Source organism: Streptomyces africanus (assembly GCF_030816955.1).
GTDB classification, from domain to species: Bacteria; Actinomycetota; Actinomycetes; order Streptomycetales; family Streptomycetaceae; genus Streptomyces; species Streptomyces africanus.
The window spans coordinates 4111659-4124777 of record NZ_JAUSYP010000001.1; the positions used below are offsets into that span (position 1 = coordinate 4111659).

The 13119-nt window shown below is 72.6% G+C and carries 13 protein-coding genes, 1 tRNA gene and 2 pseudogenes; 6 read left to right on the forward strand and 10 right to left on the reverse strand.

Going from position 1 to position 13119, the window contains the following annotated elements:
- The first annotated feature begins 59 nt into the window (after positions 1-59).
- The 3 genes and pseudogenes from QF034_RS19025 to QF034_RS19035 all read left to right on the forward strand — a co-directional run.
- Positions 60-575, forward strand: coding sequence for a MarR family winged helix-turn-helix transcriptional regulator (locus tag QF034_RS19025; protein WP_307176109.1), 516 nt, complete (start codon positions 60-62; stop codon positions 573-575).
- A gap of 152 nt (positions 576-727) precedes the next feature.
- Positions 728-1369 (forward strand): GTP cyclohydrolase II, encoded by a 642-nt coding sequence (locus QF034_RS19030; RefSeq protein ID WP_307176110.1) that lies wholly within the window; start codon positions 728-730, stop codon positions 1367-1369.
- A gap of 117 nt (positions 1370-1486) precedes the next feature.
- Positions 1487-1966: pseudogene (locus QF034_RS19035) on the forward strand (MarR family winged helix-turn-helix transcriptional regulator); the annotation flags it as partial.
- A 382-nt stretch (positions 1967-2348) separates the two neighbouring features.
- On the opposite strand, the gene QF034_RS19040 reads toward QF034_RS19035, so the two are convergent.
- From QF034_RS19040 to QF034_RS19060, 5 genes are all read right to left on the reverse strand, one after another.
- Complete coding sequence (locus QF034_RS19040; protein WP_307176111.1) at positions 2349-3419, reverse strand: ATP-binding SpoIIE family protein phosphatase; 1071 nt, start codon at positions 3417-3419, stop codon at positions 2349-2351.
- Entirely contained in the window at positions 3419-3862 is a 444-nt protein-coding gene (locus QF034_RS19045; RefSeq protein WP_307176112.1) for an anti-sigma regulatory factor, read from the reverse strand. The genes QF034_RS19040 and QF034_RS19045 overlap by 1 nt, the downstream gene beginning before the upstream one ends.
- Entirely contained in the window at positions 3862-4305 is a 444-nt protein-coding gene (locus tag QF034_RS19050; RefSeq protein WP_307176113.1) for an STAS domain-containing protein, read from the reverse strand. The genes QF034_RS19045 and QF034_RS19050 overlap by 1 nt, the downstream gene beginning before the upstream one ends.
- A complete protein-coding gene (locus tag QF034_RS19055) occupies positions 4302-5201 on the reverse strand; it encodes an STAS domain-containing protein (protein ID WP_307176114.1) in 900 nt (299 codons plus the stop codon). The genes QF034_RS19050 and QF034_RS19055 overlap by 4 nt, the downstream gene beginning before the upstream one ends.
- 116 nt (positions 5202-5317) lie before the next feature.
- Positions 5318-6514 (reverse strand): PP2C family protein-serine/threonine phosphatase, encoded by a 1197-nt coding sequence (locus QF034_RS19060; RefSeq protein WP_307176115.1) that lies wholly within the window; start codon positions 6512-6514, stop codon positions 5318-5320.
- Positions 6515-6677: 163 nt separating this feature from the next.
- Between QF034_RS19060 and QF034_RS19065 the strand changes: the two genes are divergently transcribed.
- The 3 genes and pseudogenes from QF034_RS19065 to QF034_RS19075 all read left to right on the forward strand — a co-directional run.
- A complete protein-coding gene (locus QF034_RS19065; RefSeq protein ID WP_307176116.1) occupies positions 6678-7181 on the forward strand; it encodes a MarR family transcriptional regulator in 504 nt (167 codons plus the stop codon).
- A gap of 329 nt (positions 7182-7510) precedes the next feature.
- On the forward strand, positions 7511-8371 hold the full coding sequence (locus QF034_RS19070; RefSeq protein WP_307176117.1) for an RNA polymerase sigma factor SigF: 861 nt from the start codon (positions 7511-7513) through the stop codon (positions 8369-8371).
- A 2-nt stretch (positions 8372-8373) separates the two neighbouring features.
- A pseudogene (locus QF034_RS19075) lies at positions 8374-8545 on the forward strand (oxidoreductase); the annotation flags it as partial.
- Between the two features lie 43 nt (positions 8546-8588).
- Here QF034_RS19075 and QF034_RS19080 read toward each other — a convergent pair.
- From QF034_RS19080 to QF034_RS19100, 5 genes are all read right to left on the reverse strand, one after another.
- Positions 8589-9047 carry a MarR family winged helix-turn-helix transcriptional regulator gene (locus QF034_RS19080; RefSeq protein ID WP_307176118.1) on the reverse strand — a complete coding sequence of 153 codons (459 nt, stop codon included), beginning with the start codon at positions 9045-9047 and terminating at the stop codon, positions 8589-8591.
- A 334-nt stretch (positions 9048-9381) separates the two neighbouring features.
- Positions 9382-9454: transfer RNA gene (locus QF034_RS19085), tRNA-Lys, on the reverse strand.
- Between the two features lie 184 nt (positions 9455-9638).
- Positions 9639-11759: a DEAD/DEAH box helicase gene (locus QF034_RS19090; RefSeq protein WP_307176119.1), complete on the reverse strand. Its 2121-nt coding sequence runs from the start codon at positions 11757-11759 to the stop codon at positions 9639-9641.
- 321 nt (positions 11760-12080) lie between these two features.
- Positions 12081-12620, reverse strand: a complete 540-nt coding sequence (locus tag QF034_RS19095) for a hypothetical protein (RefSeq protein WP_307176120.1) — start codon at positions 12618-12620, stop codon at positions 12081-12083.
- A gap of 87 nt (positions 12621-12707) precedes the next feature.
- Positions 12708-13058 (reverse strand): metallopeptidase family protein, encoded by a 351-nt coding sequence (locus QF034_RS19100; RefSeq protein ID WP_010044994.1) that lies wholly within the window; start codon positions 13056-13058, stop codon positions 12708-12710.
- Between the last annotated feature and the right edge of the window lie 61 nt (positions 13059-13119).

The window sequence follows — 13119 nt, forward strand, 5'->3', positions numbered from 1 at the left end:
CGGACGGCGGACTGACGGGCGGGCTTGGTTCAAGTTTGAAACAAACCTACACTGGCGGCATGACGACTCGCTGGCTCACCCCTGAGGAGCAACGCGCCTGGCGCGCGTACATCGCCGCCTCCTCACTCCTGGAGGACGCGATCGACCGGCAGCTCCAGCAGGACGCCGGCATGCCGCACCTGTACTACTCCATCCTGTCCGTCCTGTCGGAGTCCCCCGAGCGGCGGCTGCGCATGACCGATCTCGCCGAGCGGCTGAAGATCACCCGCAGCCGGCTGACGTACGCGGTGACACGGCTGGAGAAGGACGGCATGGTGCGGCGCGAGGCCTGCCGGCACGACAAGCGGGGCAGCATCGCGGCCCTGACGGACGACGGGTTCGCCGTGCTGGACCGGGCGGCGCCCGGGCATGTCGAGACCGTGCGGAGCTTCCTGTTCGACCGGCTCAGCGAGGAGCAGGTGGGGCAACTGGAGGAGATCTCCACGGCGATCGCGCAGGGGCTCCAGGAGGACGGGGCGCGGCCGGCGTCGGACGACGTGCCGTGGCGGCGGAGGTCCTCGACAGCCTGTTCGTGACTCACGTCACTGCGGACCTCGATCTCACCGCTTCTCGTTGCTTCAAATTTAAAGCAAGGGTAGGGTTCCGGACGTGGATCTGCTTCAAATCTGAAGCAGACTGCAAGCCTACGGCTGTGCAGCCGAACAGGAACGGAACCCGGAGGCCCCGCATGCCCGACACCCCCGCTGTCCTCGCCACCCCGCGCTCCCGCGTCCGGGTCCCGCTGCGCTTCCACGACGGCTACGAGGTCGACGCCGAAGTCGTCACCTTCCACGGCCTGGCCGACGGCCAGGAGCACGTGGCCGTCGTCCTGGGCGAGCCCGGCCCGGTTCCGCTGGTGCGGCTGCACTCCGAGTGCCTGACCGGGGACGTGTTCGGCTCGGCCCGTTGCGACTGCGGCCCGCAGCTGCGCGAGGCCGTCGAGCGCATAGCCGAACGCGGCGGCGTGCTCCTCTACCTCCGCCAGGAGGGCCGGGGCATCGGCCTCTACAACAAGCTCGACGCGTACGCCCTCCAGGACGAGGGCCTCGACACCTACGAGGCCAACGCGGCCCTGGGGCTGCCGGAGGACGCCCGCGACTACACGGCGGCGGCCCAGATGCTCCGGGCCCTGGGCATCGGCGAGCTGGACCTGCTCTCCAACAACCCCGACAAGGCCGCCCAGCTGCGCGACCTGGGCGTGGCCGTCCGCGACCGCGTCCCCACGGGCGTCTTCACCACCGCACACAACGTCCGGTACCTGCGCGCGAAGGTCCTCCAGACCCAGCACACGCTGCCGCTCGCCGCGCTGACGGGGCTCAGCGCGGGCTGAGCCTCCCGGCCCGGCCGGGTGCGCGAACGGGGCGGCTTGTCCCTCGGCTCATCGGGTACAGCCTTTGAAAGAGGGCGACCTCTGCAGTACCCGGAGCTTATGGAAAGTGACCGTTTCGTGACCGATCTCGGCGGCCCCGGCGACCCCCGGGCGAGGAGACGGGGTGATGGCCCGGAGGCCCTCGCGGCACAGATCGCCGACGCCGTGGAGAGCCTGACGGCCCTGTGGTCGGTCGCCGCCCAGGACGCGTCCCTGCGGCTGTCCCTGCACCAGCTGCGGGCGCTGCGCACCCTGGAGGCGGCGCCCGGCCTGAACCTGACGGCCCTGGCGGACCGGCTGGACATCGGCCTCCCCACGGCCAGCCGCCTCTGCGACCGCCTGGCGGCGGCCGGCCTCCTGGAACGCACCCTGCACCCCGGCACCCGCCGCGAGGTACAGCTCTGGCTCACCACGCACGGGCAGCACGTCCTGGGCGAGGTCGCCGGCCGCCGGGCACGGGCTCTGGCCACGGCACTGGCGGCGATGGAACCGGCGGAACGGGTGGCGCTGAGCCGGGGGTTGCGAGGGTTTCTGGCGGCACGGGGCGCGGGGGAGCCGCGCGTCGACGGGGCCGAGTGGGGTGACTGGGCGCACGGGGGTGAGGGGGCCGGCGGGGCTGAGCGGGGTGACCGGGCCCACGGGGGTGACGGGGCCGATGGGACCGACCGGGGTGCCCGGATCGACGGGACCGACCGAGATGACCGGTCCCAGGGGACCGGCCGAGGTGACCGCACCGACGGAGATGACCGGACCGACCGGACCCACAGAGATGACCGGCCCGACCGGACCGACCGGACCCACGGAGATGACGGCACCGACCTGGCCAACCGGACCGACCGGCGTCACCGCACCCACGCGGCCGACCCCACTCGCGGGACCGACCCGCCCGGCGGGACCGACCCAACCAGCCGCCCGTAACAGCGGCAGGCAGATCCGCCCCTCAGCCCCCCGCCCCGTGACGGCCCCAGACGCCCCCACCCCCGCCCAACACCGCCACACACGTGTCGTCCCGCACCGGGCGGGCCGCGCTGCCCGCGTCGCGGAGGACCGTCGCGGCCACCACCGCCGGGTCGCAGCCGAGGAGCACGGTGTCGTCGGGGGGCGTCCAGCGGCCGGGCAGGCCGTCGCTGTGCAGGACGAGCAGGCTGTCGTCCTGCCACGGCTCCCGCTGCACGGACACGGACGCGGGGGCCTGCGCGCCCACGATGCCGGGCTGGGACAGCATCGCCTTCCAGGTGCCGTCGGTGCGCAGCCGGGCGCCGACGTTGCCGATCCCGGCGAACTGCAACCGCCCTGACCCGAGCTCCAGTTGGGCCACGGCGACGGCCGCGCCCCGGGTGCGGCGCAGGGACCGGCCCAGATGCCGCAGCATCTCGGCGGGCGGCCGGTCGGCCACGTCGCGCAGCGCGTCCACGGCGGCGCCCGACGCCTCCGCGGCCTTCGGTCCGTGACCGAGCCCGTCGGCGAGCAGGAGGGTGTGGCGGTCGCCGGCGCAGACCCGGCTCCAGGCGTCGCCGGAGTACTCGGCCCGGCCGAGGGGGACGTTGACGCCACCGGCGCGCGGCTCCCGCGGGGGCGTCCGGTACCGGTCGGCGGGGGGTTCGTGGTCGATACGGGCCATGGCCACGGTGCCCCGGCCGGGGACGCTGTGCAGGTCGAAGTCGTTCGCTATGCGCCGGCACGTGCCGAGGCCCGCGCCCAGCGAAGCCGCGGTGGTGTAGCCGTCGCGCATCGCCGCCGCGACGTCCGCGATGCCCGGGCCGTGGTCGAGCGCGACGAGCTGCACGGACGGGCGCCGGCCATCGGCGGGTGCGCGCTCGACGAGGTTGATGAGGACGTACCCGCCGTCCGCGTGCCGCACCAGGTTGGTCGCCAGCTCCGTCGCCACCAGCGCGGCGGTCGCGATGCGGTGCGGGCCGAGCCCGGCGCACGCACCGGCCGCCTCGGCCGCGACCCGGACGTCCCGCACCCGGGTCGAGTCGTCGACCGGCACGTCCCACACCCTGCTCATCACGGCCCCGGCCGGGCAGGCGGCACGACCGTGGCCCAGGCGGTGACGGTGACGGTGGTTCCCTCGCCGGGCCGGCTGTCCACCGCGAACTCCTGGACCAGCCGCTTGGCCCCGCTCAGGCCGAGTCCGAGCCCGCCGCCGCTGGTGTAGCCGTCGGTCATCGCCCGGTCCAGGTCGCGGATGCCGGGCCCGGCGTCGACGAAGGCCAGCCGCAGGCCGGGCGCCGGCCCGGTGTCCAGCGGGGTGATCTCCACATGGCCACCCCCGCCGTGGACGAGGGTGTTGCGGGCCAGCTCGCTGGCGGCGGTGACGAGCTTGGTCTGCTGCACCAGGCCGAACCCGAGCTCGGCGGCGGCCTGCCGGACCTGCTGCCGTACCCAGGCCAGGTCGGCGTCCGAGCCGATCGGCAGGCTGGCCGGAGCGGCATGGCGGGAGGCCCGCATCACGGACTCCCCTCGCCCTGCCGCTCACCCGCGGTGAGCAGCTCCATCGCGCGTTCGACGTCCAGGGCCGTACGCAGTCCGGGCAGGGTGAGACCCAGCTCGACCAGGGTGATCGCCACCGCGGGACGCATCCCGGCCAGTACCGTACGGGCGGCCAGCAGTCCGGCTCCGGCGGCGATCTCGGCGAGGACCCGCCCCAGGAAGGAGTCGACGATGTCCACGCCGGAGATGTCGATGACCACACCGGTCACCCGGGTGTGCGCGATCCGGTCGGTGATGTCCTGCTGGAGCTGCTCGGCCATCCCGTCGTGCAGCTCCCCCTGGAGGGTGACCAGCAGGATGTCCCCCAGCCGCAGGACCGGGACCGTGAAGCCGTGCCCGCCCAAGGGTCCGGCGACCGGGGGCCCGAATCCCGCGGGCCCGCTCCCCGAGGGGCCGGTCATCGCGCGCCCGCGCTGTCCGCCCGGAGCGGCGCGATCTCCACGCCCTGCCGGCTGAGCGCGTAGGCCAGGGCGTCCGCCAGGCTCGCGCGAGTGAGCACCGTGCCGAGGTCGATGCCCAGCTGGACGATGGTCTGCGCGATCGCGGGCCGGATGCCGGAGACGATGCACTCGGCGCCCATCAGCCGGGCCGCGGCCACCGTCTTCATCAGGTGCTGGGCGACCAGCGAATCGACCGTGGGCACGCCGGTGATGTCGAGGATGGCGTACCGGGCGCGCTCGGCGACGATCGCGTCGAGCAGGCTCTCCATGACCGTCTGGCTGCGCGCGCTGTCCAGCGTGCCGATCAGCGGCACGGCGACGGTGCTCTCCCAGAGTTTGATCACCGGGGTGGCCACTTCGTGCAGTTGCTCGCGCTGCCGTGCGATCACCTCCTCGCCCGCGCTGACCGTCGTCTCCAGTACGACCAGACGCAGCGTGCCCATGAGCACGGTGAGGGCCAGCACACACTCCTGGGCCTCGGGGGCGCAGGGGTCCGGGAACTCGGCGCGCAGCAGGTCGGTCACCGGTTCGCGCAGGGCGGCCACCTCGTCGGCAAGCCCGTCCGCGTCGATGCCCATGCGGCCGCGGGAGGCCGCCATCCGGCCCAACTGGTCGCGCACCGCCCCGAATCCGGGAGCCCGGATGTCGTCCAGCCGCCCGGCGGCCGCCACCGCGGCCAGCGCCGCCGCCACGGACCTGCCCGCCTCCACCGCCTCGTCGCGGGACACGGTGAAGACCGTGCGGAACAGCGCCGCGTCCGCCCACCGTTGGGCGATCTGCTCCCGGCGCCGTTCGAGAAAGGCACTCACCTGCTGTGCGGGCGGCTCTTGTTCCGCGTTCTCTTCCGATACCGACACCGACACTCGCATCGCTCCCTTGCACGGGCCGGACCGAGGTCACGCTGCGGCACCCCAGCCGTTACTTGCCGTATGACAAACATTAGGGCCGGCGTACGGCTCCGCCAAACAGCCGCTCACCCAAGCACCCTGACCTCCGCCTTCCCCGGCCCTTCCCGCCCACGCCAGTCCAGGCACACCACCAGGGCGTCGTCGTCCGGGACGCCTCTGCCGCGGTGGCCGGACAGTTCGCGCAGGACGGCCCGGGGCACCTCGGCGGCCGGGAGCAGCCGGGTCGACTGGATCGCCCGGGCCAGGGCGGCGTCCCCGTACGCCTCTCCGCCCGGGGAGGCGACGTCGTACACCCCGTCGCTGACGAAGACCAGCCGGTCACCGGGCTCGACGGCGAACTCCTGGGCCACGTAGTCGGTCTCCTCGAACATGCCGAGCGGCAGCTGGGCGTCGAAGGGCACCCGCTCCACGGCGCCCCGGCGCAGCCGCAGCAGCCGCGGGGAACCGGCGTCCACCGCCCGGACCCGCCCGGTGGCCAGCTCGATGTCCAGCATGAGCACGGACAGGTAGCAGCGGCCCCGGTAGTGGGCGTACACCGCCTGGTCGGCCAGGGCCGCCTGGTCGGCGATGGGGAGACCGGCCCGGCGTGCGTTGCGCAGGGCGTTGATCGCCAGGTTCGTCAGCAGGGAGGCCTCTATGCCCTCGCCCATGCCGTTGGTGACGTAGAGACTGAGCCGGTCGGCCGTGGCGGACCAGTCGAAGTTGTCGCCGAAGACCGCGTACGCCGGTTCCAGCTGGGCGCCCAGCTCGTACTCGGGGCGGATGCAGGAGCGGCCCGGCAGCAACTGCCACTGCATCTCGGCGGCCAGCGTGAGCCGGTCCCTGCGGCGCGCCTGGAGGTACAGGTCGGTGTCCCGCTCGGCCACGACGATCTCGTGCCCGAGCACCTCCGCGATCTCGGCCAGTTCGCCGAGGCAGCGGTCGGCGTGCTCGCCGCCCGGCAGGGTCACCGTCAGCACGCCGAGGCGGTCACCGCGCACGGTGACCGGCAGGTGCACGCGGACGAGGTCACCCGGGAGGGTTTCCACGTACGGCTCCTGCGCGCCGAAGGCCCGGCCCGCCGGGCTGTTGGCGACGGACACCGGCTGCAGGGTGTGCGGCAGCTCGGACACCGGCTGAAGCACCGTCAGTCCGTAGTCGGCCAGGTACAGCTCGACGGAGTCCGCCGCGTACTGATCGGTCAGTACACGACGGACCGCGTCCAGCAGTTGATGGGGAGCCGCCGTGCGCAGGGCGCGCTCGGCGGTCACGAATCTGTTCACGATCGTCGTCACGATGGTCGAAGCCCAATCCTTGATCCTCGGTCGGACATCTCTCCGGACAGCTCCGGGTCCTCGGGCACGGCCCTCGGTCCGGGGCCCGGTACCGGCCCTGACGCGCGGCGGGCCCTAGTACGCTGGCGGCCATCCCGGTGCCTGCGAGAGTGTGACTGTGACTTACCTCCGACCCCGCCCTGAGCCAGCAGAGGTCGCACGTGTGACCTCCACGGCCGCGGAGTTGCTGGAAGTCCTCTGGGGCAGGGCCTCCACGGCACCCGCCTCGGCGTCCCAGCTGCGCGTGCTGCTCATCCTGGAGCACCACGAGGGCATCAACCTGCGCACCCTCGCCGACTCCCTCGCCTCCACCCCGCCCTCGACCAGCCGGCTGTGCGACCGGCTGCAGGCGGCCGGGTTCGTCGAGCGCGTGGTGAGCGCGGCGGACCGGCGCGAGGTACAGCTGCACCTCAGCGGGCGGGGCCGCGCCTTCCTGGCCGACCTGCGCATCCGCCGGGAGCAGACACTGCGCGCGGTCCTCGACCAGATGCCCGCGGCCAAGCGGGTCGCGCTGCTGCAGGGGCTGGAGGCGTTCTGCGACGCGGCCGCGGCCCGGATACACGACGACGCCGACGACGCCGAAGACTCCGCCGCGTCCGGTAGCCGCACTGCCTGAACCGCCGGTCGTGGCACCGGGACGAACATTCCGGATCCTCCCCCGCGCCCGCACATCACGGCTAGATTGTTGTCTCACGGCTATAGTTGTCAAACGACAACTGACCGACCCACGCATCCCGCTGCCCCCTCCTCCGTGCCGCACCGCCCCGCCTCCTGCCCGTACCGTGAGCCGACCCTGCGGGTACCCCGTCACCGCCCCGACCTGCGCCGACTGTGGCCAACGTCTCGACGGTCAGGACACGGGGCATGAGCCGGGCGACTGCGGGTAGCGGCCTGGAGGTGGCCTGACGGGGGACGGGAGCGGGCCGGAACTACTAGGGAGGGCCCGTGACGGCGAGCACGCGCATCGGCACGACGACGGATTCCGGCACCGACACCGGTGAGGAGCTGCCGCAGATCGCAGAGCCGCAGAAGCTCGCCCCGCAGGACGCGCGCGAGCTGACCGGGCAGTTCCTCGAGCGGCTCGCCGTGCTGGAGGAGGGCACCGCCGAACACCAGTACGCGCGCAACACGCTCATCGAGATGAACATGTCGCTGGTGCGGTTCGCGGCCCGCCGGTTCCGTGCGAGCGGCCAGTCGATGGAGGACGTCGTCCAGGTCGGCGTCATCGGGCTGATCAAGGCCATCGACCGGTTCGAGGTCTCCCGAGAGGTCCAGTTCACCAGCTTCGCGGTGCCGTACATCATCGGCGAGATCAAGCGGTTCTTCCGCGACACGTCCTGGGCCGTGCACGTGCCGCGCCGCCTCCAGGAGGCCCGTACGGAACTCGCCAAGGCCACCGAGGAACTGGCCTCACGCCTCGGCCGCGCGCCGAAGGTCGGGGAGCTGGCGGCGCTGATGAACCTCTCGGAGGAGGAGGTCGTCGAGGCCCAGGTCGCGGCGAACGGCTACCTGTCCTCGTCCCTGGACGCCGCGATCACCGGCGACTCGGAGGACAGCGACAGCACGCTCTCCGAGTTCATCGGCGAGGAGGACCCGGCCCTCGCACTCGTCGAGGACTTCCACGCGCTGGCCCCCCTGGTCGCCGAACTCGACGAACGCCAGCGCCTCATCCTCCACCTGCGCTTCGTGGAGGAACTCACCCAGGCGGACATCGGCAAGCGCCTCGGCATCTCCCAGATGCACGTCTCCCGGCTGATCTCCCGAACGGTGGCCCGCCTGCGGTCGGGGATGCTGGCGACGGGCTAGGGGGCCCACTGTTCACCGTTCAGAAGGCGCTTCCGCTGCTGGCGGAGAACGCCTCCATCCGCGGTGAGCAACCTCGTGCACAACGGGGCCCGGCAGTCGCGGGAGCGCCGATTCCGGGTCAACGTGCTCAGCCCGGGACCCACGCGGACCCCTGGCCTGCTGGGCGCCGCCGGGCCCCCTGAACGACGGCCGGTGGTGCGCATCCGGCGGACACCCCCTAGTGGTGCCAGGCACGCCCGCCCGTGTTGTGGATGAAGCGCTGCAGCACCTTGAGGGTGGTCAGATACTCCTCGTCGGAGATACCAGCGTGCCGTTCCGCCCACAGCTCGCTCTGGAGTGCCGCGGCCTTGTCGTAGAACGCCTGGCCCTCCTCCGTGAGGGTCAGGCGCCCCTCGGAGTCCTCGGTGATCCAACCCTGGGCGATGGTCGCGTCGATCTCCCGTTCCATGGCATCCGAGCCCGTGTCGAGGTAGCTCTCGAGGAGGCGGGACACCTCGTGCCGAGTTTTGACACGGTCGGCTCGTGCGACCTGTGCGAGGACCCACCACTGCGGCTGCGTGGTGCCGATCCCCGCGAGGGCGGCCTGGGTGCGGCTGACGACAGCCTTGAAAGCGGCCCAACTCCAGTAGCCGATGGGCTGCTGGATCAGTTCGGCATCGCTGTGTGAGTACTCCACGGCCGGTCCTCCGTCTTCGTCCGAGCTGGTTCGACGCGACCGACCGTAGAAGCTCAACCTCGCTTGAGGTCAAGGCTCTTCGGCGAGTGACGGGTGAGAGACGGCGGTCCAGCAGCGTGCCCGCGAGCGCCGCCAGGGCGAAGGCCGCGCCGAGGCGGCCGAAGCCGGCCAGACCGTGTGCGTCTGCACCGCGGAGTCCGGCACCGCCTCCGCGCACTCCCTCGCCTTCTCCGCCAGCTGGAGAGCCCCGCACAACACAGCGGCGCCCGAGCCGGCCGAAGCCGACCCGGGCGCCGCGTAGCCGGTCGGGGGCTGTTTCCCCGCCCGCATCCGGTAGGCCCTGTGGGACTCGAACCCACAACCAATGGATTAAAAGTCCACTGCTCTGCCAATTGAGCTAAGGGCCCAGGCGATGTTGCCCCCACGAGCATAGCCGGACGAGGCCGAGTCTCCGATCGGGTATCGGTTCCCGGCCGTGCCGGAGGGGCAACTGACGCCGTGACGGCCGCGGATCCACCGTACGGGACGGCAACGGCAGAGCGCCGCGGCCCGCCCGTAGGAGGGGGCCGCGGCGCTCGTCACGCGTCGATGTCAGCCGTTGCGCTTCCAGCGCGGCTTGTCCTCGCGGCGCTGGAAGGAACCACCGCCACGGTGGTCGTCACGCCGGCCCTGCGGACGGTCGTGCCCGGGACGGTCGTGCCCGGGACGGTCATGCCCGCCGGCGCGGTAGCCCGGACGGTCGTCCCGGCGGTCGCGGTTGAAGGGACGGTCGCTGCCGCGGTGCCCCGTGCGCTCGTCCCGGCGGAAGCCGCCGCGGTCGTCACGACGCTCGAACGGACGCCCGCCACGGTCGTCACGACGCTCGAACGGACGCCCGCCACGGTCGTCGCGACGCTCGAACGAACGACTGCCGCCACGGTCGTCACGACGCTCGAAGGAGCGACCGCCACGGTCGTCACGCCGGAAACCGCCGCGCTCACCCCGGTCGCCGCGGTCGTCCCGGCGGAAACCACCGCGGTCACGGTCGCGGTCGAAGGAACGGCCGCCACGGTCACGGTCGCGGTCCCGGTCCCGGTTGAACCCGCCGCGGTCGTCACGACGCTCGAACGAACGGCCGCCACGGTCGTCACGACGCTCGAAGGAACGGCCGCCCCGGTCGTCACGCCGGAAGCCGCCGCCGCGCTCCTCGCGCCGCTCCCGACGCTCGTACGGCGCGGAGGAAGCCTCGGCGCGCTCGGCGTCCTGCGCGGTCCGCTGCTCCGGCACCGACACCTCGACGCCGGCCGGAACCTCCGCGGACTCTCCGGACACCGCCGCCTGCGGCTCCTCGCCCCGCTCCCGGGCGACCCGCGCGAGCAGCCGGTCGGACTCCTCGCGCAGCTCGTTCGCACGCCGCTGCGCCCGCTCCAGCTCCTTGGTGAGCTGGGCGACCTCACGCTCGGCCTGCTGCGCGGCGTTGCCCACGGACTCGGCCTGGACCTCGGTCATCGACCGGGCCCCGGTGATCTCGGCGACCTCCGGGTCGAAGGCGCCGGCGCCCTGGATGATGTGGCGCGTGGCGTCGACGCCCGCGTCCTCCATCAGACGGAAGATCTGACGCCGCTGGTGCGGCAGGGAGAGCGACACGACCGTGCCCGTGCGGCCGGCACGGGCCGTGCGGCCGGCGCGGTGCAGGTAGTCCTTGTGGTCACCGGCCGGGTCCACGTTCAGCACCAGGTCGATGCCGTCGACGTGGATACCGCGCGCCGCGACGTCGGTCGCGACGAGCACGTTGACGTACCCGTCCTTGAAGTCGGCCAGGGTCCGCGTCCGCGCACCCTGCGTCATGCCGCCGTGCAGCGCGTCGGCCTTCACACCGGAGTCACGCAGCTGCTCGGCGACGCGGTCGGCGCCCAGCTGGGTGCGGACGAAGATGATCGTGCGGCCCTTGCGGGAGGCGATGGCCGCGGTGACCGGCGCCTTGTCCTTGGGCTTCACGATGAGGATGTGGTGCGACATGGTCGTCACGGCGCCCTGGGCGGCGTCCACCTCGTGGCTCACCGGGTTGTTCAGGTACCGGTCGACGAGGGTCTTGATCTCGTTCTCCATGGTCGCGGAGAACAGCATCCGCTGACCGCCCGCGGGGACCTGGTCGAGCAGCTCCGTCACCTCGGGCATGAAGCCCAGGTCGGACATCTGGTCGGCCTCGTCGAGAACGGCGATCTGCACGTTCTCCAGCGAGCAGGCGCCGCGGTTGATGATGTCGCGCAGCCGGCCCGGCGTGGCGACCAGGACGTCGACGCCCTTCTCCAGGGCGTAGATCTGGTTGCCCATGGACGTACCGCCGCAGACGACCTTCATCTTGAGGCCGAGGACGTCGCCGTAGGGCTGGAGCGCGTCGGCGACCTGCATGGCGAGCTCACGCGTCGGCGTGAGGATGACGGCCCGCGGCTTGTGCTTCTCGGTGCGGCCGCCGGCCAGCGTGGCCAGGGCGGGCAGACCGAAGGAGAGGGTCTTGCCGGAGCCGGTGCGGCCCCGGCCGAGGATGTCCTTGCCGAGCAGGGCGTCCGGGATGGTCGCGGCCTGGATCGGGAAGGGGGTGGTCACGCCGTTCTGCGCGAGCTTGCGGACGACGCCCTCGGGGAGACCGAGGTCGGCGAAAGTGACCTCGGGGGCGTCCTCGGCTGCCTCGTTCTCGGGCACGACGACGTGATCAGTACTGGCGATGGACATGCGAATGCGAAACCTTCCGGAGTCTCGTCGGCACGCGCCCGTCAACTCCGTGATTCGCGATTCGCAATACGACCGCCTCAATGCGGTCCACCACGGCAAGGGAGAGAGTACGCGCCACACGGCGCGCTCTGCGGTGGCGCCGGGCAAGATGGGATCAAACGATCTGCCACCATACGCACTCCGGGCCCCGTAAGGCAAACCGGACTCCGCAGGAGACAGTTGGGACGCCCTCCGCCGGCCAGTGGCCCGGAGAACCTCCCGTGGTCTGCCAACCGACCACCCCCCGGAATTGTTCCCGCCCGACGGCACGGGCCGGCGGGGCTACGCCGGCGCCCCCGCCTCCGGTGCCGGCTCACGCTGCTCCAGCTGCGGCCCCGGCGGCTCGTGCGCCGACGACGACGGCTCCGGCTTCTCCGTCGGCTCCGGCGACGTCGTCACCTCGGTCGGCGTCGGCGTGGGCTCGGGTTCGGCCGTCCGGGTGGGCGTCGGCGGAGCCGGCGGCTTCGGCGTGGGCCTGGCCGGCTTCCCCGGCTTGTCGCGCCCCGGTGCGGGCGCGCTCACCACGGCCGACGGCGACACCCCCGGAGACGCCGGCTCCCCCGCCCCGCCGTCCTTGCCCTTCTTCCCCTTCTTGCCCTTGCCGTGCCCGCGCTCGGCGTCGGCCGCCGACGCTCCGAACCCGGTACCGCCGCCCGACGCCGCCGACCCGCCGTCGGGCGCCTCCCCGCCGTGCCGCCCGGCGGAGTGAGACGGCTTGGCGCTCCCTCCCGCGTCGTCGTCGCCGACGCTCATACAGCCGGCGGCAGCGGCGACGGCCACGACCGTGGCGGCCAGGCGGACGGGAACGTACAAGGGGCGCACGGGGCCACCTCCGGGAAGGCTGAGGGAGTCAACACCTCCAACTCCCCCCGCCCACAAGAGGACACGCGCCCCGCATTCACAACCGGCTCAGCCGTAACCCAGGGCGTGAAGGCGCGCGTCGTCGATGCCGAAGTGGTGCGCGATCTCGTGCACCACCGTGATCTCCGTCTCGGCGACGACGTCCTCCCGCGACTCGCACATCCGCAACGTCGGATTCCGGTAGATGGTGATCCGGTCCGGCAGCACACCGGCGTACCACTCGCCCCGGTCGGTCAGCGGGGTCCCCTCGTACAGCCCGAGCAGCTCGGGATCGTCCGAGGGCGGTTCGTCCTCGACGAACACCGCGACGTTGTCCATCAGTCGCGTCAACTCCGGCGGGATCCGGTCGAGCGCCTCGGCGACCAGCTCCTCGAACTCCTCGCGCGTCATCTCCAGCACAGGCCCATTGTCGGCCACGAACCGGCACTACGAGAGCTTCCGGCGTCGCATATCCGGCCCG